Annotated in this window: 25 protein-coding genes; 16 read left to right on the top strand and 9 right to left on the bottom strand. The window is 42.2% G+C overall.

Going from position 1 to position 24104, the window contains the following annotated elements:
* Nucleotides 1-14 precede the first annotated feature (14 nt).
* The 5 genes from IPH84_02885 (at nucleotide 15) to IPH84_02865 (ending at nucleotide 4193) form a co-directional block, all read left to right on the top strand.
* A complete protein-coding gene (locus IPH84_02885) occupies nucleotides 15-1184 on the top strand; it encodes an ATP-grasp domain-containing protein (GenBank protein MBK7172186.1) in 1170 nt (389 codons plus the stop codon).
* Between the two features lie 59 nt (nucleotides 1185-1243).
* On the top strand, nucleotides 1244-1795 hold the full coding sequence (locus IPH84_02880) for a sigma-70 family RNA polymerase sigma factor (protein ID MBK7172185.1): 552 nt from the start codon (nucleotides 1244-1246) through the stop codon (nucleotides 1793-1795).
* A gap of 72 nt (nucleotides 1796-1867) precedes the next feature.
* Complete coding sequence (locus tag IPH84_02875; GenBank protein ID MBK7172184.1) at nucleotides 1868-2152, top strand: hypothetical protein; 285 nt, start codon at nucleotides 1868-1870, stop codon at nucleotides 2150-2152.
* Nucleotides 2153-2307: 155 nt separating this feature from the next.
* Nucleotides 2308-2673: a hypothetical protein gene (locus IPH84_02870; protein ID MBK7172183.1), complete on the top strand. Its 366-nt coding sequence runs from the start codon at nucleotides 2308-2310 to the stop codon at nucleotides 2671-2673.
* A gap of 1175 nt (nucleotides 2674-3848) precedes the next feature.
* Nucleotides 3849-4193 carry a hypothetical protein gene (locus IPH84_02865; GenBank protein ID MBK7172182.1) on the top strand — a complete coding sequence of 115 codons (345 nt, stop codon included), beginning with the start codon at nucleotides 3849-3851 and terminating at the stop codon, nucleotides 4191-4193.
* A gap of 71 nt (nucleotides 4194-4264) precedes the next feature.
* Here the strand turns inward: IPH84_02865 and IPH84_02860 are convergent, their stop codons facing one another.
* Nucleotides 4265-5626, bottom strand: a complete 1362-nt coding sequence (locus IPH84_02860) for a glycoside hydrolase family 47 protein (protein MBK7172181.1) — start codon at nucleotides 5624-5626, stop codon at nucleotides 4265-4267.
* 224 nt (nucleotides 5627-5850) lie between these two features.
* Here IPH84_02860 and IPH84_02855 point away from each other — a divergent pair, with 224 nt between their 5' ends.
* The 5 genes from IPH84_02855 (at nucleotide 5851) to IPH84_02835 (ending at nucleotide 10786) form a co-directional block, all read left to right on the top strand.
* A complete protein-coding gene (locus IPH84_02855) occupies nucleotides 5851-6054 on the top strand; it encodes a hypothetical protein (GenBank protein ID MBK7172180.1) in 204 nt (67 codons plus the stop codon).
* Nucleotides 6055-6058: 4 nt separating this feature from the next.
* Complete coding sequence (locus IPH84_02850; GenBank protein ID MBK7172179.1) at nucleotides 6059-6253, top strand: hypothetical protein; 195 nt, start codon at nucleotides 6059-6061, stop codon at nucleotides 6251-6253.
* A 74-nt stretch (nucleotides 6254-6327) separates the two neighbouring features.
* On the top strand, nucleotides 6328-7119 hold the full coding sequence (locus tag IPH84_02845; protein MBK7172178.1) for a hypothetical protein: 792 nt from the start codon (nucleotides 6328-6330) through the stop codon (nucleotides 7117-7119).
* Between the two features lie 10 nt (nucleotides 7120-7129).
* Nucleotides 7130-8104, top strand: coding sequence for a chorismate synthase (locus IPH84_02840; protein MBK7172177.1), 975 nt, complete (start codon nucleotides 7130-7132; stop codon nucleotides 8102-8104).
* Between the two features lie 60 nt (nucleotides 8105-8164).
* Nucleotides 8165-10786: a hypothetical protein gene (locus tag IPH84_02835; GenBank protein MBK7172176.1), complete on the top strand. Its 2622-nt coding sequence runs from the start codon at nucleotides 8165-8167 to the stop codon at nucleotides 10784-10786.
* Between the two features lie 95 nt (nucleotides 10787-10881).
* Here the strand turns inward: IPH84_02835 and IPH84_02830 are convergent, their stop codons facing one another.
* A complete protein-coding gene (locus IPH84_02830; protein MBK7172175.1) occupies nucleotides 10882-11100 on the bottom strand; it encodes a hypothetical protein in 219 nt (72 codons plus the stop codon).
* Between the two features lie 490 nt (nucleotides 11101-11590).
* Here IPH84_02830 and IPH84_02825 point away from each other — a divergent pair, with 490 nt between their 5' ends.
* A complete protein-coding gene (locus IPH84_02825; protein MBK7172174.1) occupies nucleotides 11591-12406 on the top strand; it encodes a ZIP family metal transporter in 816 nt (271 codons plus the stop codon).
* Nucleotides 12407-12511: 105 nt separating this feature from the next.
* Entirely contained in the window at nucleotides 12512-13462 is a 951-nt protein-coding gene (locus IPH84_02820; GenBank protein ID MBK7172173.1) for an AraC family transcriptional regulator, read from the top strand.
* On the opposite strand, the gene IPH84_02815 is transcribed toward IPH84_02820, so the two are convergent.
* Nucleotides 13449-13586 (bottom strand): hypothetical protein, encoded by a 138-nt coding sequence (locus IPH84_02815; GenBank protein ID MBK7172172.1) that lies wholly within the window; start codon nucleotides 13584-13586, stop codon nucleotides 13449-13451. The two genes, IPH84_02820 and IPH84_02815, sit on opposite strands and share 14 nt — an antisense overlap.
* A gap of 137 nt (nucleotides 13587-13723) precedes the next feature.
* Between IPH84_02815 and yfcC the strand changes: the two genes are divergently transcribed.
* The 4 genes from yfcC (at nucleotide 13724) to IPH84_02795 (ending at nucleotide 18488) form a co-directional block, all read left to right on the top strand.
* Entirely contained in the window at nucleotides 13724-15118 is a 1395-nt protein-coding gene (yfcC, locus tag IPH84_02810; protein MBK7172171.1) for a putative basic amino acid antiporter YfcC, read from the top strand.
* A gap of 9 nt (nucleotides 15119-15127) precedes the next feature.
* Complete coding sequence (locus IPH84_02805) at nucleotides 15128-16117, top strand: endo alpha-1,4 polygalactosaminidase (protein ID MBK7172170.1); 990 nt, start codon at nucleotides 15128-15130, stop codon at nucleotides 16115-16117.
* A gap of 69 nt (nucleotides 16118-16186) precedes the next feature.
* Complete coding sequence (locus IPH84_02800; protein MBK7172169.1) at nucleotides 16187-17287, top strand: PQQ-like beta-propeller repeat protein; 1101 nt, start codon at nucleotides 16187-16189, stop codon at nucleotides 17285-17287.
* 178 nt (nucleotides 17288-17465) lie between these two features.
* Nucleotides 17466-18488, top strand: a complete 1023-nt coding sequence (locus tag IPH84_02795; GenBank protein ID MBK7172168.1) for an NAD-dependent epimerase/dehydratase family protein — start codon at nucleotides 17466-17468, stop codon at nucleotides 18486-18488.
* 7 nt (nucleotides 18489-18495) lie between these two features.
* Here IPH84_02795 and IPH84_02790 read toward each other — a convergent pair whose 3' ends face one another.
* The 6 genes from IPH84_02790 to IPH84_02765 form a co-directional block, all read right to left on the bottom strand.
* Nucleotides 18496-19608 (bottom strand): ABC transporter permease, encoded by a 1113-nt coding sequence (locus IPH84_02790; protein ID MBK7172167.1) that lies wholly within the window; start codon nucleotides 19606-19608, stop codon nucleotides 18496-18498.
* Nucleotides 19609-19622: 14 nt separating this feature from the next.
* Nucleotides 19623-20720: an ABC transporter permease gene (locus IPH84_02785; protein ID MBK7172166.1), complete on the bottom strand. Its 1098-nt coding sequence runs from the start codon at nucleotides 20718-20720 to the stop codon at nucleotides 19623-19625.
* Between the two features lie 37 nt (nucleotides 20721-20757).
* Nucleotides 20758-21519 (bottom strand): ABC transporter ATP-binding protein, encoded by a 762-nt coding sequence (locus IPH84_02780; GenBank protein MBK7172165.1) that lies wholly within the window; start codon nucleotides 21517-21519, stop codon nucleotides 20758-20760.
* Entirely contained in the window at nucleotides 21516-22454 is a 939-nt protein-coding gene (locus tag IPH84_02775; protein MBK7172164.1) for an ABC transporter ATP-binding protein, read from the bottom strand. The genes IPH84_02780 and IPH84_02775 overlap by 4 nt, the downstream gene beginning before the upstream one ends.
* 122 nt (nucleotides 22455-22576) lie before the next feature.
* Nucleotides 22577-22999, bottom strand: coding sequence for a DUF2147 domain-containing protein (locus IPH84_02770; protein ID MBK7172163.1), 423 nt, complete (start codon nucleotides 22997-22999; stop codon nucleotides 22577-22579).
* A 214-nt stretch (nucleotides 23000-23213) separates the two neighbouring features.
* Complete coding sequence (locus tag IPH84_02765) at nucleotides 23214-24095, bottom strand: HlyD family efflux transporter periplasmic adaptor subunit (GenBank protein MBK7172162.1); 882 nt, start codon at nucleotides 24093-24095, stop codon at nucleotides 23214-23216.
* Nucleotides 24096-24104: the final 9 nt, after the last annotated feature.

The raw sequence follows: 24104 nt of genomic DNA, 5'->3' as shown, positions 1-24104 counted from the left end.
GGGGATTTTATCCTATGATCCTCTTAGACCTTCCCTACGTTTCCGACTACCTCAAAGAGACCATTGCAAGAAATCAATACCCGGTATTTGAGCCTTCGGGAAATCTGCATTTCAATCCTGAACAGCATTCATTCTGCCTGACAGAAAAAGAAGCTATTGAATATTTCAGGAAAAATCCGGAAACAAGGGTTTATACCAATTCTGAAAACTCCACTCATTGGATGATCCGGAATCTTGGGTTTACTGACAGGACAAAGCTGGTTACACTTTTCAAGGATAAGGTGGCATTCAGGGAGTTAACCCGGTCGATGTACCCAAATCTTTATTTCAGGAATGTTCCATTTGAGGAAATTAAAGGCATTGTTGCCGAAGAATTGCCTTTCCCCTGTGTAATAAAACCGGCTATCGGATTTTTTAGCCTGGGGGTATATACCGTGAACCACGAAGGTGAATGGGATCGGGTAAAGCAATCACTTTTTAATGATATTCAATACATCCGGAACCTCTATCCTACTGAAGTTCTGGATACGGCAAGGTTTATTATTGAAGAATATATTTATGGTGATGAATATGCCTTTGATGCTTATTTCGATCATGAAGGCAAGCCTGTGATGCTCAATATCCTGAAACATTATTTTGCCTCAGGTGATGATGTAAGCGATCGGGTTTATGTTACTTCCCGTCAAATTATGAGGGAAAATATGGAGCTGATGCTTGATTTTCTTGAAAGATTAGGGGCCAGGGTAGAAATGAAGAATTTCCCCCTTCATGTGGAGGTGCGGATAGATGAAAAGGGCAGAATGGTGCCGATCGAAGTGAACCCCATGCGTTTTGGTGGTTGGTGCACAACTGCTGATAATGCTGGGTTTGCCTATGGATTAAACACTTATGAATACTTCCTGGATGGGAAGAAACCCGACTGGGATTCGATTCTTGCTCAGGATAATCCTAACCTATACAGCCTGATCGTTCTGAACAACTCAACAGGAATACCAGGGAAAGACATCAAATCCTTTGACTATGAACGCTTGCTGCAAAATTTCAACAAACCCCTGGAGTTGAGAAAGACAGATTGTGCGAAATTCCCTCTTTTTGGCTTTATTTTTACAGAAACAGCCCCTGAAAACTCTGCAGAACTTGACCGTATTCTTAGAGATGATTTAAGAGAATATTGCAACTTTTAAAGTAATTTCCGGTTTCATTCGTCTATCATGGAATCATGATAGCAACAGAACAATTACTAATGGCAAATTCCCGGAATCAGCGTATAGGTACGTGGGTGAAAGACTATGGGAAACGTCTCTTTGGATTTATCCGTGGAAGGGTGAACTCCGACGAGGAAGCCAGTGATATTTTGCAGGATGTTTGGTACCAGCTGAGTTCAGTGGTTAACCTGGATGAAATTGAACAGGTTGGCAGCTGGTTGTTCCGTGTAGCCAGGAATAAAATTACTGATGATTACCGGAAAAAGCAGGTCAGGACTACCGAAACCCTTGATATCCTTAACGAAGAAGGCGACTTTGAACTTCGTGAAATCCTGCTTGCAGACCCTTCAGATCCGGAATCGGCTGAACTCAGGGACTTATTCTGGGCAGAGTTATTTAACGCACTGGATGAGTTACCTCAAAAACAAAGAGAGGTTTTTATCTGGAATGAACTGGAGGATCAAACCTTACAGGAAATAGCCGACAGAACAGGCGAAAACCTGAAAACCATTATTTCCAGGAAAGGATATGCGGTAAAGCACCTGAGAAGCAGGCTCGAAGACCTGTACAACGAATTTATTGACCTTTAAAACCTTAAAGATATGTTTAGTCCGATGAATAAAAAATTAAGCGGCTGGAAAAAAGGCCTTGCTTTCCTGGTAATGGTTCCTTTGGTCTTTACAGCCCTATCATTCATAGTCATGTATTTATGGAATGCAATTCTTCCTGATATACTGAATGCCAGGGAAATAACTTTCTGGCAGGCTTCCGGATTACTTATCCTTTGCCGGGTATTGGCAGGAGGATTTGGTTTCAGGAACAAGGGATTTCATCATCATCCCTCACATCATCAGGCACTCCGTGAGAAATGGGTGGGTATGAATGACGAAGAAAAGCAAAAGTTCAGAGAAGAATGGAAACACCGTTGCGAAATAAAAAAGGAATAAGCATCACAAATGTGTATCTATCTGATTTAATAATTCTTAACTAGAGTGCTGAAAATTTATTTGAATATTTTAAAGTAATTGAATCTGGATTGCGTCTTCTAATTATGGACAGTATAAACAAACATCGCTGTCGATTCATTTAAAAGCAAATAATTATGAAAAGCAAATTCAGATTTTTCTTCGTACTCGTTCCTATAGCCTTCATTGTTCTTGGATCGTTGATTACAATGGGATTATGGAACTGGCTGATGCCGGCACTCTTTGGACTTGGAACATTAAGTTTCATTCAGGCACTTGGCATCCTTTTCCTTGCTCGGGTTTTATTTGGCTGGAGGGGTTTTCACCGGTTCAGGCCACACGCATTCGCTTATGCACATGGCAGTTGTCATTCACATCACAGGACCGAATGGATGCGTCATCGCTGGGAAAAGATGAGCCCCGAACAACGTGAAAAATTTTCAGCACGCTGCGGTTATCATCCACAAGAAAGCCCAATTAACACTGGAGAGGATAGAGTTTAAATCTTCTATCCCGAAAATTGAGTTCCGCTATATTAAACCTGACAAGTTTAATATAGCGGAATCTTTGTCCCCCTTTTTTCAAAAGGGGGTGTCCGCCTAAGGCGGACGGAGGATTTCGGCTTTCTTACAAACTTAACTATAGTCGGTTTTTTCCTCCTTATCCTAAAATCTTTATTAGGAAAATTCCACTAAATAAACCTGTCAGGTTTCAAAACCAGTTAAATTGCAGAAGACTAAAGTGATTGCCTTTTCTCCATTCAAAAACCGAACAAACCTGTCAGGCAAACCGACAGGTTTAAACGCAGGATTATCCTTAAAGGATTTGCAACTTTCTCGAGTTATTCCAAAATCCTATGGAAAATCTCCACATAAACCTGTCGGTTTCGAACCGACAGGTTTAAGCAGCCCTTGCAAATACTTTTTTTGTTCCCAAACCCCCCCGGAAAACCCCCCGGTTTCCGTCACATTAATCAACTTTACTTATTCTTGAAATTGGTGAACTCAACAATTTTTAGTTGCCATTTTCACCCTTCCGTTCGGAATTAAATCTAGAAAAGACTAAATCTGACATTCAGCCACTTGAATTAGCATACTATTAAACCACCATGACTCTCTGCCGGTTTAATGTTGACACTAATGTCCATAGGATGACCGGGGCCTTGAAATGCAAAACCGGAAGAAAATAAGTTAAAAGACAACCCTTTTAAATGGACGTTCAAAAAGCCCTCCCCCTTGTTTATTAATTGCTTTGGAATAGCGTTGAATAAATCGAAAAGAATCGTGCAGTTTTGGTAATTATCAAACTGTTGGAGTGAACCACTATTTCATTCCTTATCCTAATTAGAATGAAAGGGTTTCTTAAAAGGCACCAAGCCAAAGTCTCGCTTTGGATCTATATACTTCTACCCCCCCCCCCCCCCCCCCCCCCCCCCCCCCCCCCCCCCCCCCCCCCCCCCCCCCCCCCCCCCCCCCCCCCCCCCCCCCCCCCCCCCCCCCCCCCCCCCCCCCCCCCCCCCCCCCCCCCCCCCCCCCCCAACTCCCCACATTTCTGAAATATGGTTTTCAAATTAACCGGATCCAACTCAGTATGGATTAACATTGTATAATTCAGTACCTGTAAATGAACAAAATGCAATCCTTCATGTTAAAAAGTGTATCACCAAAAACCCAAACATATGAAGTTACTCGTTTATCTCACAGGATTATCCCTTGTATTCTTTTCAATGAATGCATGTACTCAGGACGAAAAAGATGACAATTCAGGCACTACGCCCGGACCACTTTTTACCGAGGTTAAGTCGGTGGTTTCAGGGAGTTGTGCAACCTCCGGTTGTCATTCCTCTCCATCCAATGCAGGTGGCTTGAATCTCGAATCAAATGACAACATTGTCGCAGCCGGATCCATGATCCATCTAAAAGCTGTTGAACAAGGTGTTATGCCTCCAACAGCCCCTTTATCGACAGCGAATAAGACAAAAATTTCTAACTGGATCAACGCTGGAGGGAAGCTGTCAAACTAAAAAACTAACATGCATTTTATTCAGGTTTGTAATCTGTCAGACGATGGGTTTCAAACCTTTTTCTTTTCTGTTTATCGTTTATAAGGATGAGCTTCTGTGTTGAAAATAACCGAATTAAAGTCAAGAGACTGATTGTCATCAAAAAGAAGAAAGGCATATTTTAAGGTTTCTGCAAGAAAAAAACTTTCCATATAGTCTTCTTTTTCCTTGGTAACCACGCTTTTCAATGCACAAAAGCCTGTTTCGTTTTTACAATATTTCACAAGGCTATTGAACATGATGGTTCCCATCTTGAGGTATTCCGGGTCCTTGGTATACTGGTACAGATAATAGGCTCCTTCAATGTTCTCTGGCCTTAAGGAATAATTAGGCCATGTAATTTCCATGGTAGCATAGTTCAGGCCTTCGGGCTCAATCCCGTGCAATTTCCACATTAAAAAATTGGAGTTTTGAAGGGCACTTGCCTTATCGAGTTCACCGGCCATTGCCAGGCTTCCTGCAAAAAAGGCATCCAGTGAGCCATAATAGGTTCCGGTAATTTTCCCATCTTTCATATCAGCATGCCCATACCAAAGTCCATTTTCCTTATAATCAGCCAGGTATTTATTCACCGCTTCAAGGCTAACATTCCACATATCCATCATCTCCTTATCGTTAAACAGAATTCCGGCCTTCAGCATATATTCAAGATAGGAGTCAATTCCACCTGAAATATGACTTGCAGTGGATTTCCATTCTCCGGTTTCTACGTTGATGGAAGAGCCTGTCAGGTTAAGGTCCGAGCGGAATGAATGCAGGGAAATCATGGCTTTTTTGGCCACTTCATAGTATTTAGGATTACCGGTGTGACGGCTAAGAATTCCATATTCAATTACGTAAGTGCCAATTTCTGCAGGATTGGAGACCTCCCCCCTGGTTTTGCCGGTTTTCAGGTTCACATAACGATATGGCATCCCTGTGGGTGAATCAAATGACTTAATAAGGCGATCACCCAGGTCTTGTGCCAGCTTCAGGAAGCGCTTGTCTCCATCGAGCTCAAAAGCAGAAAGAAGGCCTCCCAAAATACGGATGGATACTTCAAAATTCTGAACGTCCATATCTATATCGAAATTCAGACTGTCAAGAATAATCTTCTTCGCTACGGCAGCCTCTTCCTTTAACCCCATGATCATCATTACATCATAGGCATCTACTGGTGTCATCAGTAAAGATTGTGCATACCAGTTATGGCCACTTTTCGAAAGTGGTTTTAAAGCATCCATTCCCCAGGCATACTGTTTATAACCTTGCCATGAATGGATAAATGCCTGTTTTACCTCCTGAGCCATGGCGGCATTTTCAGAAAGTGATGAAGAAGTTGCACTCATGGCACCGGCACCAGGGTCGTTTTGTGCCCAAAGCGAAGAACTGCACAGGCCCAGAAATACAGCCAAGGATAATAATTGCTTTCTTTTTCATTATTTGTTTTTTTCGGGCGAAGATAAAATAAGAGTCGCTTACCCATTCAGCATTTTAAAAAAAATCATCCTAAATGAAAAATAATATGGAAATTTGAAACAAACATGTTCTGCAGAAAAGACAAGCCCATGAAACGCTTTCAAAGGTATTTCGAGCATACACTCATCATTAGTCAGGCGACGGAAATATATGAATTGATATGAAGTTGAAAATATACCCTTCTGAACTTTTTGGCAAAGTGGCAGCACCACCCAGCAAAAGCATGACTCAGCGAGCCATTGCAGCAGGTATGCTTGCAGAAGGGTTAACCAGGATCATAAATCCCTCAGCCTGTAACGATTCGCTGGCTTCACTTCAAATAGCCTCCGACTTAGGCGCTTATACTGAAATGAAAAGTCCATGAATGGTTGATAAAGCCCGGTAACAAACCCAGGCAAAATGAGCTAAATTGTGGAGAATCAGGGCTGGCAATGAGAATGTTTGCCCCGATCGCTTCATTATCTGATGTTCCTGTTACCTTTTCCGGGCAAGGTTCGCTGAATAAACGGCCGGTTACTATGATTGCAGATGCACTTACACAGCTTATTAAATTTTCACTTTAATCAGCAAAGGCTACCTGCCTTCGTTTTGAAAGAGGTCCTATAAAAAGGAGGACCATGCTATTATCGATGGTTCTGTGAGCTCTCAGCTTTTAACCGGCTTGCTCATGGCTTTACCAATGGCACAGCAGGATTCAACAATCCAGGTTATCAGGTTAAAAAGCAAGCCCTATATTGAAATGACCCTTCAATTGCTGGCCGATTTTGGTATTGAGATTCAACATCAAAACCTGGAAAAGTTCATCATAAAAGGAAAGCAGAAGTACATTTCCCGGGAATATCCTGTTGAAGGCGATTGGAGTAACGCAGCTTTCATTATGGTTGCCGGGGCTATTGGGGGACAAATTGAGGTTTCGGGCCTGAAAATAGATTCCCGCCAGGCTGATAAGGAAATTTTATCCGTACTCACAAAAGTCGGTGCAAACCTGCAGTTACTTGAAAATTCAATACTGGTTTCAAAGAATAAACTGAATGCCTTTCACTTTGACGCCACCGACAGTCCGGACTTGTTCCCTCCTTTGGCAGTGTTAGCGGCCAATTGCCAGGGGATATCAGTCATAACCGGTGTAGACCGGCTTGTCCATAAGGAAAGTAATCGGGCTTTTTCAATTCAACGCTCTCTTGAATCAATGGGAATAAAAGTTCAGTTGCAGGGAAATGAAATGATGATAGAAGGCGGTAGAATACATGGAAATACCATCGAACCATTCAATGACCACCGGATTGCCATGATGGCTGTAGTAGCCGCAGTCAGTTCAGACAAAGAGATAACCCTGACGGATGCTGAATGTGTGAATAAATCCTATCCGGATTTTTACTTGACAATGAAAGCAGCCGGTTTAGCAATTGATCAATTACATACTCTATAAACTCAATACAATGAATTCATTTGGCCGATTGTTTAAAGTATCACTCTTCGGTGAATCACATGGAGAAAAGATAGGGATTGTGATCGATGGTGTCCGCCCGGGAATACCACTTTCTGTCACTGATTTCCGCCACGACCTGGAACGAAGGAAACCTGGCAAAACAGGAACAACAGCAAGAACAGAAGCAGACGAAGCACAAATTGTTTCAGGAATTTACCAGGGACATACCACAGGTGCCCCTTTAACAGTATTGTTCGACAACACCAATACGCGTCCGGCCGATTATAAGCAGTTCGTTCAACAGCCTCGTCCGGGCCACACCGACTTTGTAGCCGGAAGTAAATATCTTGGTTTCTCAGATCCCAGGGGTGGAGGGCATTTTTCAGGAAGAATGACCGTTGCGCTAGTTGCTGCTGGCGTTGTAGCAAAGAAAATGATACAACCTGTAATGGTTCAATCGACCATTCTCGAGATTGGGGGCCTGACGGAATATGAAAAGCTGCTGGAATCTCTCCTATTATCAGGAGATTCTGTGGGAGGACTGATCGAATGCAAAATTCAGAATGTACCGGTGGGATGGGGAGAACCCTTTTTCGACAGCTTGGAATCCATCATCAGCCACCTGGTGTTCTCGATACCCTCCATTAAAGGAATTGAATTTGGGTCGGGATTTAAGGCTGCTGTCATGAAGGGAAGTGAACACAATGACCCGATCATTGATGAAAGCGGAAAAACGAAAACGAATCATTCCGGTGGCATTAACGGTGGCATCAGCAATGGGAATGAAATTGTATTCAGGGTAGCTGTCAAGCCTACATCAAGCATTTCATCAATGCAGGAAACCTTTGATTTCAGCACAGGGAAATCAGAGAAACTTATCATTTCCGGCCGGCATGATACCTGTGTTGCACTCAGGGTACCTGTGGTGCTGGAAGCTGTGACGGCTATTGGATTGGCCGACTTTTCAATTATTTCCGGATGGTAACCCTGTTCATCAGCTATTGATTTTATTCTGCCTTTAGTTTGACACTTAATGCGCTTTGCTATGAAATCCCTGCTTCATCACGGATATATATTATTTTGCTTTTTCCTGACAATTCAGCTGTTCGCCCAGGAGTCAAACCCTGTATTCATAAGCCAGAGATACAGTTATATCACTGACGAACCCCGTGTTGAGGTCTTCGTTTTATCGAAGCAGAATATCTCCTCTTTGAAGATCACCATTTTCAATAAGCAGCAAAAGTGTTTTGATTCAATTTTTACAGAGATTCCAGCCCAAAAGCCAGTGCTTTTCTCGTTCAGATCTGATTTTCTTGAATATGGAGAAAACACCCTACACTGCATTCTTTCTTTCTCAGGCATTACAAAGGACACAACCCTCATTTTAACCCGGTTAAAACCAAAACTAAATGCAGTTAAGATTGATCATTTGTCTGGAATCCTGTTGGTTGAAGATTTACCTTTTATCCCCTTTGGGTTTTATTGTTACTCACCCGTTCAGCCCGGCCTGGCAGAAGAAGAGGTGGTAAGAGGGTTCAACATGCTATCACCTTACCAGGTTATTTCTGACAGCACATTCGGTGCACGACAGTCCTATATGGACCGTTGTGCTGATCTTGGGATGAAAGTAAACTATAACTTACTCACTATATCCGGAGGAGGGGGAAATACCCGTAACGAAAAGCTTGATCATCACCTGAAGCTGAAGTTGCTGGAAAGGGAAATCCTGGCTTTTCGTGATCACCCGGCACTTTTAGGCTGGTATATCTCAGATGAGCCGGATGGGCAGGGTGTAAAACCTGAACAAATAAAGGAGTTTTACACACTCATCAAAAAACTGGATCCTTATCACCCTGTATCCATCGTTTTTGTCGATGCTTTCCCCGCAAAGCAATTCAGCGATGTGATGGATATTGTAATGACGGATCCCTACCCTATTCCTGACCAGCCGGCATTAAGCGTGATCAAAAATGTACACGAACTCGATGAAATGTTTCGGTACCGGAAACCCGTCTGGTTGGTTCCTCAGGCATTTGGTGGTAATGAAACCTGGAAAAGAGAGCCCAATGATAAAGAACTTCGGGCAATGGCATATCTTTCACTACTTAATGGAGCGCGTGGCTTCCAGTCATTTATCAGACATGGGTTAAATGGATTCCCAAAATCTGTCATCGCCTGGAATGAGTTGGGTAAAATTGCCATGGAAATGGCTGAACTCACCCCACAGCTTTCTCTGTCAGATGAAATAACAGAATGGGCAAAAACAGAAGGCGATTTTTACTTCAAAGCTTTTAAGGATACATTAAATACAGTTACCCTTATTGCAGTAAATCCCTTCAATAAACCTGTTCAGGCAGAAATCCGGCTTCAGGGTTTATCCTTTGACGGCATGCTTGAATACCTTTTTGAGAACCGGTTGGAAAAAGCACAATCTGACGGATCAGGCCTGATCATTAAAACATTCCTTGATGGATACGGAACTCGTCTGATCCGTTTCAACCTCACAGAAACCAAATCAATCCCGGTGTTTACAAATAATCAGATGGTGGATCCTGGTTTTGAAAACAATGCATCCACTGGTGTTCCCTCTGCATGTTATGCTTCTGTAGGGACCGACAGAGGAGCTACTTATTTCACCGATACCCGTATTTCCAAAGAGGGACGTCATTCGTTAAGGTTAACCACCCCAACTGAATACGGAGGTGTCACGCTTTCGTTTTTCCCTGTCACAGTAAAGGCTGGTGTTACTTATTTCTATTCTTTTCATGCCTATTCCCGCATGAATAAAAACATCCTGAAACTTGATATTAACCAGCTTTTCGGTAAGAATATCGTTTCAAATATTATAAGTATTGATAGCGGATGGAACCACTACGAATTTTGTTTTATTCCTGAATCGGGTGGAAAAGCAACCATTAATTTAGAGCTGCAAAGTAAGGGAACTGTGTGGATCGATAATCAGGAATTAACTGAAAACCCTTCTGTTATTCTGACCGGAAGTGTTTTTGATTCCCTTATTGAAGTAAAAACCTTCAATAAAGTAAAGGAAGAATCTCTTTATTACAGCATTGATAACGGAGCATTGAAAGCCTGTCCACCCATAATAAAGCTGGATAAAACCTGTACCCTTTCAATTGTAAGCAAACGGGATAACAGGGTAACCAATAAGCTAAGCTATCCTATCCATCCGGGATACACAAAACCCAGGGGAATTGCACTTTTTACATCTTATGATCAGAAGTATTCAGCCGGTGGGGCAGAAGGACTCATTGACGGCCGGTTAAATGGTTTCAATGCCGAACCTTGCTGGCAGGGTTATGAGGTAAATGATTTTGATGCACTGCTCGATATGGGGAAGCTGGAGCATTACAAACATGCTATTGCCCGCTTTGGAAGTTTTAAGAATATCTGGGTGTATGCACCGGCGGAGGTTGAGTTCAGTATTTCTTCTGACAATCAATACTTTGAGACTGTCAAAATTGTTGCCGGCCCAAATCAAACAATATCAGCTGAAGATGGTGTAATCCCTTTTGCGGTTGAATTTGACAAGCCCTTCAGATATCTTCGGGTGAAGGCAAAAAACATCAAATCTTTGCCAGCTGACCATCCTTATGCCGGAATGAAAGCCTGGCTATTTATTGATGAAATCCTGGTTAGTGAACGATAATTGGGTTCTTTTAACTTGTTGTAGGATAAACTGTTGCCAGGCAAGCTATTAGATAGTTTATTAAAAGATTAGCAGAATAGAAAATTGCCCAAACTTCAGGGTTTCCTCACATATCCTGCTTCTATAAAAGGTTTAAACCTTTCAATCAGGAAGTGATCCCAAACCTTTTCAACAATGGCTGGGATCCCTTCTTCTACTTCACCAGCCCCATGAACACTGAGTATTAGTTTCGTTGAATCATTCCCGGCAGGTGTAAAGGCATAGGTTGTCACCATTTGAATAGCTATCCCCGACAAACCCAGCGGGCCATCCATCCTAAGCATCTTACCTCTCTCTGCATAGATGACAGTCGCATGCTTAACACCATCACCTTTTTCATTAAATATTTCAAAAAAACCTCCGCCTGGTTTTGCCTCAATATAAAGCTTATAAGGTTTATCAGAAAATGAATGATCCCACCATCCGCTGATATCACCGGTTATGGCATCATAAACGGACTCAGGGGTACCAGGAAGAACAATTTCTTTTTCGAAAGAAAAAACATCATAGCTGGTTTTAGGTTTCTGGGCATATAAACCATTGCTAAAAATACAGCAAAGTAGAAAAATATGAGTGAAAGCGTTTTCATAGAGGTGAAAATTGGAAGAAACATCAAATATAGTCCATCAACTTAATTTATGGTAATAACGGAATAATACCTTTTGTGCAAAAATAACATTGGGTCCCTCCCTTAAAAAGCCGTGTTTCAGGTGACAGGGAATTTTTTTCTAATTTTATGCTGAATTTGAAGAATAAGACTCCCCGATGAACCTGAAGGCTTTACTTGAGTATAACCCTATATTCCTGGCATTGATGGCTACCCTTTTTACCTGGGGTGTTACTGCCCTTGGTGCATCAATGGTTTTCTTTTTCAAAAGCATTAATAAGAAAGTTCTCAATTCAATGTTGGGATTTGCTGCAGGAGTTATGATTGCAGCTAGTTTTTGGTCGCTTCTGAAGCCGGCTATTGAAATGGCAGAAGAAAATGGGATGATACCCTGGCTGCCAGCTCTTATTGGTTTCTTATCAGGAGGTGCTTTTCTTTATTTAGTTGACAGGTTGCTCCCTCACTTACACATGGGATTTTCGATCGATAAAGCAGAAGGGATTAAAACCTCCTGGCAGAGAAGCGTGCTCCTGATACTGGCAATAACCTTGCATAATATACCTGAAGGGTTGGCTGTGGGTGTAGCTTTTGGTGCATTGGCAGCAAACCCTGATGTTGGCCTTTTGTCGGGAGCCATTGCACTGGCTATCGGGATTGGACTGCAGAATTTCCCCGAAGGTGCTGCTGTGGCAATCCCACTGAGAAGAGAAGGGTTTTCACGACTCAAAGCATTTCATTACGGTCAGCTTTCAGGAATAGTTGAACCCATCGCCGGTGTGCTGGGAGCTTACCTGGTATTATCGATTGCACCTTTGTTGCCCTACGCGCTTTCATTTGCTGCAGGTGCCATGATTTTTGTCGTTGTGGAGGAGTTGATTCCCGAATCCCAGACAGGTAACGAAACCGACCTGTCGACTATTGGTGCAATGCTGGGGTTTGCCACTATGATGATGCTGGATGTTGCCCTGGGTTAACATGCTGAATATTCCTGAATTCCTCTAAAGAAAACAATCTTATTATCCTGATTATACCTCGCCCGGAATGATACATTTCACTTTCCGAACTGATAATCCATTCAAATGAAAACAAGTCCCCCCCTTGACCCCCTGGAAAAAGAATACCTGTCAAGAATCAATAAAACCATTGATTATATTGAAGCTAACCTGATTAAGCAGTTTACCCTTGAAGACCTGGCTTCGGCAGCAAACTTTTCCAAGTACCATTTTCACAGGATCTTCCTTGCGATGATGGGTGAAACACCTTTTCAGTTTATCCAGAGAATCCGTCTTGAAAAAGCTGCTTCCCTAATGGTATATAATCCAACAGAAAGTATTTCGGAAATTGGTTATAGGTGTGGATTTAATGATATTTCCGTTTTTTCGAGAAACTTTAAACATCATTTTGGAAAATCAGCCACCGACTACAGGAAAGAATCCCATCAACAAAGCAATTTAAGTCAAACGGATAGCAATTCAAGTCGAGCCGAAATTCGCTCCTCCACTTACTTTTGTTTCGAAACCAAAACAATTAAATGGAGGACAAGCATGAAATCTTTCAAAAATGCGGAAGTCGTTGAACTTCCATCTATGACGGTGGCCTATATCAGGTATACCGGGCCTTATAAAGGCAATCAGTCTCTCTTTGAGAAACTCTGGAATCAGCTGTTTTCATGGGCCGGTCCCAAAGGGCTTATCGGAGGGCCTGATTTTAAATCACTCATCATTTATCACGACGACCCTAATGTAACAGCAGAAGACAAACTCAGGATGAGTGTGTGCATTACTGTGCCTGCCGACACCAAAGTAGGCGGAGATGTTGGAAAAATGCAGGTTGAAGGGGGTAAATATGTGGTTGCCCGATTTGTGGTAAAAGCCAACGAATTCCAGGAAGCCTGGGAATGGGTTTATGGGCACTGGTTCCCTTCAAGTGGTTACCAGCCCGACGACAAGCCCTGCTTCGAAATTTATCCGGAAGCCCCAAAGGATGATCAAATGGTAGTGGATATCTGTGTTCCGGTTAAACCTCTTTAATTCCCCGGTATTCAATCCCTGTCGCAGGAACATTTACTACCTGTGACAGGGATTTTTTCATTTTAGCCACGGCCTTACATTGGTTGCCTTCAGCTTCATAATCTTTGCTGTGTAAGGAATCCATGATTCCCATGTAAGAAATTCCCTATCTTTACTCAAATTTCATTACCTGTTCATCCGAAACCGGATCGAACAGGACAGATCTTTGATGTGGTATCCCATTTATCCTGATAAGGGTAAATTCTTACAAGATTCCGAAGCATGCAAGAGAAGAAAAAAATGCCTCACACCATCATTATTGTACTTACAATACTTTTGGTTTTTCTGATTATGACCTGGATTATTCCAGCCGGACAATTTGAAAGGAAGGCCTTCAATGGCAAAGAGATTGTAGTACCGGGAACTTACACTACTGTTGACCGCCAGCCCCAGGGTTTAATGGATTTTCTTACGGCACCTATCAGGGGGATGATTTCTGCAGCCCAGATTATTGCTTTTGTGTTATTGATTGGAGGGGCTTTTGGAATTGTGACAAAAACAGGTGCCATCAATGCAGGATTGAACAGCATTCTCGAACATACCAGGAAGAATCCAAAATTCAAGGTCTTTATTATCCCAATCATCATGTTCCTCTTTTCCTTTGCCGGGGCAACTTTCGGAATGTGTGAAGAGGTAATGGTTTTTATCCTGATCACGATACCGCTGGCCATTGCATTAGGTTATGACTCCCTCACAGGGATCGCCATGCCTTTTATCGGGGCAGCATCAGGTTTTGCAGGTGCATTCAGCAATCCTTTTACCGTTGGAATTGCCCAGGGGATTTCTGAAATACCTATTTTCAGCGGTTGGGAATACCGGATATTTGTCTGGCTTGTTCTTGCAGCCATATCCATCACTTTCATGATGATTTATGCAAGGAAAATTGAAAAAAACCCTAAGAAAAGCCTTGTATATGATTTGGATCGTGCACGCGATTTATCTCTCTTCAAAACGGAAGAAGACCTTTCATTCAGTGCCAAAAGGAAAATTGTCCTGGTTATTTTCTTTTCAGCCATCATCATGCTCATTGTAGGAGTAAACCTCTGGGACTGGTACATCAATGAAATTGCCGGCCTTTTCATCGCCATGGGATTAATAACGGCATTTTTCTACCGACTTCCATCAAATACTGCTGTTTCAGCCTTTCTTGAAGGGGCCAGGGATATGATGACTGCTGCAATGGTCATAGGTTTAACAAGGGGTATGCTGATCATTGCTTCAGATGGAAAAATTATCGATACTATTTTAAATGGTATTGCTGGAACCACTGATGGACTGCCCAAAATCATTTCCGTGCAGTTTATGTTCCTGTTCCAATGCATGATGAATTTCTTTGTACCCTCAGGCTCAGGGCAGGCTGCACTCACAATGCCTTTGATGGCGCCGCTCAGCGACCTGATGGGAATTACCCGCCAGACTGCGGTTCTGGCATACCAGCTGGGTGATGGACTTTTTACCAATATTTTCCCTACCAGTGGCGTTACTATGGGTATACTGGCCATCGGTAAAATCCCTTACGACAAATGGCTTAAATTTATGTACCCGCTCTCCATTGCATTTCTGATTGCAGCATTTCTTTTACTCATTCCTCCGGTTTTACTCTTTGTTTGGAACTAAATCCAACCAATGTCAAAGGTCAAGTCCATATTCTTTCTCACCCTGTTCCTTGGTATTGCTTACATTCAAACAGCGTGCAGGAAGGATTCACCAGGGCCTTTGGACAAATCTGCTTTCGAGGATGTGAAATTCTGGGCTTACCAGATTGATGAACTATACTCCTCCTCAAGTATAGAGGCTCTTGAAAACTCGCATTATGATTTAATTGTTATTGATCAGGTGCGTAGCCTGAGAGGTGATGAGGATTACAACACAAAACAGGATGTAGACAGGATTAAGAATTCACCCAACTCAAAAGGAAAACAGAAGTTGGTAGTCTGTTACCTGGATGCAGGCCAGGCTGAAAAATACCGGTATTACTGGCAATCATCCTGGGATACAAATCCTCCGGAATGGTTGATGGGTCCCGACCCAGATGGGTGGAACGACAATTACAGTGTTATGTTCTGGCATGCTGAGTGGAAGTCCATCATAAAAAACTACCTTTCGAATATACTGGATGATGGATTTGATGGGGTTTACCTTGACTGGCTTATGATTTATGAAGTGCCATCAGTCATGGAAGCAGCACAATCACAGGGCCTTAATAGCAAGAATGAGCTCATTGGATTTATTGAAGAACTTAAATCAATGGCAGTTTCGAGGGATCCTGATTTTATCTTCATTTGTCAGAATGCTCCTGAATTAGGCCAGGAAAAAAGGTTTACCGACTTATTTGATGCCATTGCACAGGAACATGTCTGGTTTGATGGGGCCGGTGATCCCGACGATGGGGGTGATGAAGGAGATCATCCGGTTGATCCACAGGATACTGAATACATACTGGAACAGTTGAATACATGGAAGCAAAAAGGTAAAGTTGTTTTCAATGTTGAATATGCTGTTTCAGCTGAGAATGCCGCAAAATCTTATTTTTGGGGAGAACAACACGAACTGCTGACTTATGTAACCAGCCGCAGACTGAATAAGTTGAGTGCAACACCACCCCCTTCCTACTAATATAATGCAGCGTTTTCCTGCTTCCATCGTACTAAGAACATTGATTTTATAGCAAAAAACCGCCTCTAAATGAAATCACTTTTCATCTTATCAATATTACTGATGCTGATCCCATTTAAAGGGACACCTCAGACATTTTCAGGGGAATTTTCAGAAAATGAACCCTCTTTATCCTGGGTCTTCAGCACGCGCCAACCTTTTTATGCATCACCCTTTATCCATGACGATGTAATTTATATCGGGGGGACTGATAGCATTTTCAGGGCCATAAACCTCCATAATGGTCATGAGATCTGGCAATATGCCTGTGGAGGGCAAATACGGTCTACTGCCTGTCTAAATGGCGGGAACATCATTTTTTGCAATGGAACAGGAGAATTAATCTGTTTAAAAACCGATGGCTCATTGCAATGGAAGTTTAATGGGGGTTACGAAACACCCTACGATTTTGCCGATTATCATCAGTCATCACCTGTCCTGAGTGATGGAATCATCTACTGGGGCTCCGGTTCAGGTATTTTTTATGCCTTAAAGGCTGATTCAGGAGAACTTGTCTGGAAGTTTGAAACCGGATCCCATGTGCATACTACAGCTGCAATTGACCAGGAATCAGTATATTTTGGTTCCTTCAACGGCTATGTGTATGCCCTTAACTTAATGGATGGTTCTTTGCGCTGGAAATTCAAGACGGTTGGCCATCAGTATTTCCCAAAAGGTGAAGTGCAGGGAAGCCCTGTGATAATAGGTAACCAGGTCATTATTGGTGCCAGGGATTACAATTTATATGCACTCGATAAAGAAAAGGGATATTGCCATTGGAATAAAGTTTATACGCTGGGATGGGTATTGTCGGCTTCCTTTTATGATTCCACCTTGTTCATTGCTGGTGCTGATGAGCGCATCCTTGCAGCTATTAACCCTTGGACGGAAGTTACCTCTGGAAAAACAAGATGGAGTTGCTCATGTTTGGCAAGCCGGCTTTTCAGGATGAAACCCTTTTTATCGGAACGACCATCGGAAAACTGCATGCGGTGGATATTCGTACCGGGAAGGAAATATGGGTGTTCAATACGCCATCTTATGAGAAAAACCGTTTCAGGTATTTCAAGCCCGATGATTCCTATCGTGATGATATTTATTCAATTATCACATCCGATTTACACTTTCTAAAGGTAGAGGAAGAACTTGGCGGCTTTTTTTCAAGCCCGGCATTGAGCCGGAACAGAATTGTTGCTTCATCGGCTGATGGAAACATCTATTGTATCAGTTTAGGATCAGAGTAAAAAGCAGCGTGTAGTCGGAACAACAAGATGAAGAATACTGTTTCTAAAATTATTAGTTTTGTCATATGATTCTTGTAACAGGAGGAACCGGACTTTTAGGCTCTTATTTACTGTTCGCACTCACTGCGAAAGGTGAAAAGGTTCGTGCACTGATCCGATCAAACCAGCACATGAATAACATCCGGGAAATTTTTAACTTCCTTAAAGCCCGGACAGATCAATTTCCACTTATTGAATGGATAGAAGGGGATGTCACCGATTTTTATTCCATCGATCAGGCAATGAATGGAATAGATGTTGTTTACCATTGTGCCGCCAAAATTTCATTCGACCCCCGCGACAGGAAATCAATGATTTATACCAATGTGGAAGGAACCTCCAATATTGTGAATGCCTGTCTGCAGCATAAGGTGAAAAAGCTTTGCCATGTCAGTTCCATTGCTTCCCTTGGCGTAGCAGAACAGGGAGAATATATTGATGAAAATTCCAAATGGAAAACATCAAAACGCAACAGTGGTTATGCTATCAGCAAATATGGGAGCGAGAGAGAAGTCTGGCGCGGAATAGAGGAGGGATTAGATGCCGTTATAGTAAATCCTTCTGTAATCCTGGGAGCCAGCTCTCAACCTAAGGCCACTAACCGGTTATTTCACAGTATTGAAAAAATGATACCCTTCTACAATGAAGGAGTAAACGGCTATGTGGATGTAAGAGATGTGGTTGCTGCCATGATCCTGCTTATGGAAAGCCCGGTAACAGGAGAAAGGTTTGTTTTGAATGCTGAAAACCTTTCGCTTCGGGAACTTTTCACCACAGCCGCTGGATTACTTGGGAAAAAGCCACCTTATATTCCTGTAGGAAAAGTAATGATGAGCCTTGCCTGGCGCCTTGAATGGGTAAGAACCAGGATTACAGGAAAAACAGCCTTGATCACCCGTGAAAATATGCGTTCGGCTCAGTCAAAGACTTATTATTCGTCGAAAAAATTTGCTGACCGGTTTCAGTTTACGTTCATCCCTGTGAAGAAAAGCCTGGAAGATGCATTCATTATCCTGGGAAAGATTGATCACCCCGGGAACGTCAACTAATACAAGCTCAGGATACTTTTTTATACCTCCAGATAGCGAGGAACAAGGAAATTACTGCATATCCCAGCAGTGAGAAGAAATCACCCGCGATATCCTTAAATTCTGAACCTTTCAGCATAATCATACGCATAACTTTGATGAAATAGGCTATCGGGTTGATCAGATTTAACTGCTGTGCCCAGGAAGGCATACTCTCAACCGGGGTAAATAATCCGCTCATCATGATGAAAACTACTGCAAAGAACCAGGCAAGAAACATAGCCTGCTGCTGTGTATCTGTTAATGTTGAAATAAATAATCCTATTCCCAGCACTACCAGCAGGTATACAGATGCCACACCGAAAATGAGCCCGATATTTCCCAGGATGGGTATATCAAAAATAATTTTAGCCACTGTGAGTCCGAAGGCTAGTTCAAACATGGCTATGAACCAAAAAGGCAAGAGTTTCCCAACAACAAACTGATATTTCCTGATGGGCGAAACATTGATCTGTTCAATGGTTCCTATCTCCTTTTCCCTGACAACATTCATTGAGGAAAGAAACATACCGATAATAGTGACCAGCAGAACCAGAATCCCTGGAACCATATAGGTGGTGTAATTGAGTTCGGGATTAAACCAGAATGTGTAATCTACTTTTATTGGCTGCTTAAAATCGATGCCTCCCATCATTTCCACAACCAGGTTTTGGTTAAAATCCATAACAATTCCATTGCCATAGCCGTTCATGATGGCCGCAGCACTTCCGTCGATGGCATTCGTAATGATTTTGACACTGGTTCGGGCTTCTTTGGCAATCTCCTTTTCAAATCCATTGGGAATAACCAATACCTGGTGACATGCTCCCTTTCTGAGATTCTCCAGGGCTTCATCATAACTTTGAACATATCCTTTCAACGTATAAAAAGCCGGTGCCTGGAACTTAGAAATCAAAGCCCTGGATTGTGGCGTATTATCCTGGTCAAAAACCACAAGGTTAATGTTCCTGATCTCAAAGGTAACAGCATAGGCAAGTATCAGAAGTTGTACGATGGGAATGGCAAATATTACCGGCAACATCGTTTTATTCCTGAAAATCTGGCGGAATTCCTTTTGTAATATATAGTAGATCGTTCTCACAAAGATGGGCTTGATTATTCGAGTCTGATTTTGAATTTCCTGATACTTAGAGCGATGAAAAATACCGCCATTCCGGCAATGATCAGCGTTTCCTTCCATACATACTGAATTCCTAATCCCTTCAGCATGATAGATTTGATAATGATGATAAACCAGCGGGGCGGCATAATATTACTCAGCAACTGAAGCAGGTAAGGCATATTCTCAATCGGAAAAATGAATCCTGAAAGCAGAATGGTAGGTAACATCAGTGCAAACATCGACAGCATCATTGCCATTTGCTGGCTGTTGCTAACTGTTGATATGAAGATTCCCAGTGACAAAGCCATGATAATAAACAAAATGCTTTCAAGCAGGAGTAGCACCATATTTCCTTCGAGTGGCATTTTGAAGATGAAAAAACTCATCAGCAGGATGGTCAAAGCATTGATGAAAGAAATCAGCACATAGGGAATCACTTTTCCGGCCACAATCTGTATTGGATTCAGCGGAGAAACCAGCAGAATTTCCATGGTTCCCATCTCTTTTTCCCTTGCAATGGAGATGGAGGTCATCATAGCGCTGATCAGCATCAGCAGAATGGTTATGATGCCAGGGATAAACATGAATACGCTCTTTAGCCCGGGATTATATAACATCTGACTTTCTGTTACAATTTCAACAGGAAGAGCCATCCCTTTGAAGTATTCCTGTTGATACGACTGAATAATAGCATTAGTATAATTCACTATCAGGTTGGCAACATTGGGGTCGGAGGCATCAGCAATCAGTTGAACATGTGCTTCCTTCTCGTTTTCAAGGTTCTTTGCAAAATCCTTTTCAAAAACGATGATTTCTTTCACTTTCCCTTTTCTGAAAATTTGCTGTATCTGGTTTTCATTCTCGATCTGGTCGCCTCTTACAAAGAAACCTGAGGAAAGTAACTTATTGGTGATTTGCTGAGTAACATAATCGTTTGAATGATCCAGGATGGCTACAGGGGCATTTCTTATTTCAGTCGAGATGGCAAAGCCAAATATCAATACCTGGACAACCGGCATCCCGAATAAAATCAGCATCGACCTTACATCCCTGAAAATATGATAAAACTCCTTGATGATAAAACCCCTCATGATTGCAGCTTCTGTTTACTTACAATTTATACTGGTATTATTCCTTTGCCCTGGCCAGTTTGATAAATACATCCTCCATTGTATCAACTTTATAGGTCGACTTTAACCTTTCAGGTGTATCCAATGCAACAATTTTTCCATCCACCATGATACTGACACGTTCACAATACTCTGCTTCATCCATGTAATGTGTGGTGACAAATACAGTGATTCCTTGCCGGGCAGCTTCATAGATCATTTCCCAGAACTGTCGCCGGGTTATGGGATCCACACCCCCTGTAGGTTCATCGAGAAAGACAATGGCCGGCCGGTGCATGATAGCTACTGAAAAAGCCAGTTTTTGTTTCCAGCCAAGCGGGATCGATTTGAGGATGCTGTTCTTTTCGCCTGCCAGTCCAAGTCTTACCAGTAATTCATCAGTGCGTTCCCGTATCTGCTTGGCCGACAATCCATAAATTCCACCATAAAACCGGAAATTCTCCCATACAGTCAGGTCATCGTACAATGAGAACTTCTGACTCATGTAGCCAATATTCTTCTTGATTTTCTCCGACTGAGTATACACATCAAATCCTGCGACCTTTACTTTGCCGGAAGTGGGTGATGATAAACCGCTTAATATCCTGATTGCTGTGGTTTTTCCTGCTCCGTTCGCTCCAAGGAACCCAAAGATCTCTCCTTCTTCAACATTGAATGTAAGGTGATCGTTGGCAATGAAATGGCCAAACCGTTTCACCAGGTTCTCGACCACGATAATGGGGTTCTTGCTTTTCAGTGCTGAATTCTCTGTGACACTCATTGACCTGATCCGAAATTGTTATTATTATTCATTAATTCCATGAAGCAATCCTCTATGCCTGGTTTAATCAACTCCAATTCAACAGAGATATGCCCCTTTGATTCAAGATAAGAACGAATAAGCCCCCAAGGGTCACCCACGGCCTTTATAGTAAGGTGAATGTTGCTTCCGAATAGAAAGGCCGTTCTGCAGGCCTCAAATTGCCTTAAATCGGCAAGCAGCTTATAGGTATCATGCGACCCAACCGACCAAAGCTGATGTTGAAAACCTTCAATAATGCCCGAGGGAGTATTAAGGTCCAGCAGTTGTCCTTTTTGCATCAGTGCAACTCTGTCGCAACGACTGGCTTCGTCCATATAAGGGGTTGAAACCAGAATTGTGATCCCGGTTTTCTTCAGTCGATCGAGCATCTCCCAGAACTCCCTTCGTGAAACAGCATCGACCCCGGTAGTAGGTTCATCAAGAATCAGCACTTCCGGTTTATGGATCAGGGCGCAGGAGAGTGCCAGTTTTTGTTTCATTCCACCTGAAAGTTTCCCTGCCCTTCGGTGTTTGAAAGGCTCAATCTGAATATAAATATCTTTGACAAGGTCATAATTTTCTTCAGGAGTAGTATTGAAGATGCCCGCAAAGAAGCGGAGGTTTTCTTCTACGGAAAGGTCGGGATAGAGTGAAAACCTTCCGGGCATATAACCAAGAATTCTTCTTATTTTTTTATAGTCCTTTACCACATCAAGACCTTCAATGGTTACACTTCCCGATCCTGGAAGCAGTAAAGTTGTGAGTATGCGGAATAAAGTAGTTTTCCCTGCACCATCAGGACCTATAAAACCGAATAATTCACCTTTTTTTACCTCAAAAGAAGTAGCTTCCAGCGCTATGGTATTCCCATAACTTTTACTCAGGTTTTCGACGATAACTGATGCTTTTTTCATTCGTAACAGGATATACTTCTGGCTATCTGAGCCATGAACAGTAGTTAACTATTTACGGTTCAGCTTGTTTTTCAATAACTTGTGGCTGAAAGAATTCTTAACTCTTTGTTAAGAACAACCGGCTATTTTCGCTGGGCAGATTCCTTAGTCCAGAAGGCTGTTTTTCCAAGTCCCATCCAGGAAGCGCCAATATAGCCCCTGATTTTAATTTTAGTGGGAGTCTCGAAATTCATATAGCAACTGTAGGTTTTCCCACTGGCAGGATTATAGATAGTGCCTTCGCTCCATTCATTATCCCCGCTATTGTAGGTAAAATCCTTCAGGATCTGTAACCCCATTACCGGTCGGCTTTGCAGCTTGGCTTCAGGATTCTTGTCGTCAACCTTGGGTTTACCGTTTTTTAAGGGTTCTTTTAACCATACAATCTTTCCATAGTATTTCCCGTTGGTAGCCTTGAAAATCTGAACCTGCGATTTTTCAGCGCCTGTTTCATCATCATAGGTCAGGTAATAACCTACAATTTTATCAGCTTTTGACTGGGCCATACACCATGATGAGGACAACAAGGCCGAAATGACAAGGATTGTGATGAAAGTGTACTTCATAGGATTCGTTTTGGTTAATACAATCTTACGAATTTTTCTTCTAAGTTTCATTTTCTTATTAATGAACTGTTAAGGCAGTTATTGGTATACCCGTCTAAATTCTCAGTTAAACCCCCTGTTTAATTGCGCATAATACCAGAATAAAGGGGACATTTTATTTGTTGAAATTTACTTCTCCCGGCATTGATATTTTCAAGCTCCCATCATTTTTGACCCTTACTTTAATTCCATAAACCAGGTCAACTCTTTCTTCCTTGGTTTGGATGATCTTGGGTGTAAATTCTGCCTTTTGGCTAATCCAGCTCACAATACCCTCCAGTTTTCTGTTCGATTTGCTATCCTTATCAATCAAAACCTCCACCTTTTGCCCCAGTTTAACGGATGGAAGCTGGTTGCCTGATACATATACCTTCAATTCCATGGTTTCAAGGTTAGCAATTTTGTAAAGGGTTTTCCCTGGGGTTGTCACTTCTCCTGATTCAGCATACTTCACCAGGACAGTGCCTTCAACAGGATTTCTGATATAACATTTTCTGATTGATTCTTTAACAATATCAATCTGTCGGTCAATCACAACCTGCTCTTCCAGGATGCCCGAATTTTGCGTTTTAATTGAAGATATTTGTTTTTCAACAAGTTCTATTGCACCTGTGATATCGTCAAGTTGCTTGGGCGTAGCAGCTTTATCTTTTAATAGTTTCGAAATCCGTTCTTTTTCAACCAGGAGGTTTGCTTTCTGCTGCAGCTGAACATCAATCTGCCCCTGAACTCCTGACATTCGGGTGGCTATGGCATTTCTTTGGGCCATCAATTGTAATTTCTTCAGGTATAAATCAGTAGTATCAATCACTCCGATTTGCTGTCCATTGGATAGGGCTTGTCCTTCTTCCACATCTAACTGCAAAATCCGGCCGGCTGTTTCAGAAGAAACTGATACGGTAACGGCTTCAAAATTGCCAAAGGCATCTGACAGTTGTTGATTGTTATTGCATGATGAAAATGCAAGGGCAATGAAGATGAAGATAAGATTTCTCATTGTGAAAGT

The organism is Bacteroidales bacterium (assembly GCA_016707785.1).
Classification (GTDB): domain Bacteria; phylum Bacteroidota; class Bacteroidia; order Bacteroidales; family UBA4417; genus UBA4417.
The sequence above is the reverse complement of the archived record's forward strand: the minus strand, read 5'-3'. Positions and strand labels throughout refer to the sequence as shown.

Bases quoted from the DNA above. Each gene is read 5' to 3' on its own strand.
- IPH84_02885 (MBK7172186.1), top strand. From the start codon at position 15: ATGATCCTCTTAGACCTTCCCTACGTTTCCGACTACCTCAAAGAGACC.
- IPH84_02880 (MBK7172185.1), top strand. From the start codon at position 1,244: ATGGCAAATTCCCGGAATCAGCGTATAGGTACGTGGGTGAAAGACTAT.
- IPH84_02875 (MBK7172184.1), top strand. From the start codon at position 1,868: ATGGTTCCTTTGGTCTTTACAGCCCTATCATTCATAGTCATGTATTTA.
- IPH84_02870 (MBK7172183.1), top strand. From the start codon at position 2,308: ATGAAAAGCAAATTCAGATTTTTCTTCGTACTCGTTCCTATAGCCTTC.
- IPH84_02865 (MBK7172182.1), top strand. From the start codon at position 3,849: ATGAAGTTACTCGTTTATCTCACAGGATTATCCCTTGTATTCTTTTCA.
- IPH84_02855 (MBK7172180.1), top strand. From the start codon at position 5,851: ATGAAGTTGAAAATATACCCTTCTGAACTTTTTGGCAAAGTGGCAGCA.
- IPH84_02840 (MBK7172177.1), top strand. From the start codon at position 7,130: ATGAATTCATTTGGCCGATTGTTTAAAGTATCACTCTTCGGTGAATCA.
- IPH84_02835 (MBK7172176.1), top strand. From the start codon at position 8,165: ATGAAATCCCTGCTTCATCACGGATATATATTATTTTGCTTTTTCCTG.
- IPH84_02830 (MBK7172175.1), bottom strand. From the start codon at position 11,100: ATGGATGGCCCGCTGGGTTTGTCGGGGATAGCTATTCAAATGGTGACA.
- IPH84_02825 (MBK7172174.1), top strand. From the start codon at position 11,591: ATGAACCTGAAGGCTTTACTTGAGTATAACCCTATATTCCTGGCATTG.
- IPH84_02820 (MBK7172173.1), top strand. From the start codon at position 12,512: ATGAAAACAAGTCCCCCCCTTGACCCCCTGGAAAAAGAATACCTGTCA.
- IPH84_02815 (MBK7172172.1), bottom strand. From the start codon at position 13,586: ATGGATTCCTTACACAGCAAAGATTATGAAGCTGAAGGCAACCAATGT.
- yfcC (MBK7172171.1), top strand. From the start codon at position 13,724: ATGCAAGAGAAGAAAAAAATGCCTCACACCATCATTATTGTACTTACA.
- IPH84_02805 (MBK7172170.1), top strand. From the start codon at position 15,128: ATGTCAAAGGTCAAGTCCATATTCTTTCTCACCCTGTTCCTTGGTATT.
- IPH84_02800 (MBK7172169.1), top strand. From the start codon at position 16,187: ATGAAATCACTTTTCATCTTATCAATATTACTGATGCTGATCCCATTT.
- IPH84_02795 (MBK7172168.1), top strand. From the start codon at position 17,466: ATGATTCTTGTAACAGGAGGAACCGGACTTTTAGGCTCTTATTTACTG.
- IPH84_02785 (MBK7172166.1), bottom strand. From the start codon at position 20,720: ATGAGGGGTTTTATCATCAAGGAGTTTTATCATATTTTCAGGGATGTA.
- IPH84_02780 (MBK7172165.1), bottom strand. From the start codon at position 21,519: ATGAGTGTCACAGAGAATTCAGCACTGAAAAGCAAGAACCCCATTATC.
- IPH84_02775 (MBK7172164.1), bottom strand. From the start codon at position 22,454: ATGAAAAAAGCATCAGTTATCGTCGAAAACCTGAGTAAAAGTTATGGG.
- IPH84_02770 (MBK7172163.1), bottom strand. From the start codon at position 22,999: ATGGCCCAGTCAAAAGCTGATAAAATTGTAGGTTATTACCTGACCTAT.
- IPH84_02765 (MBK7172162.1), bottom strand. From the start codon at position 24,095: ATGAGAAATCTTATCTTCATCTTCATTGCCCTTGCATTTTCATCATGC.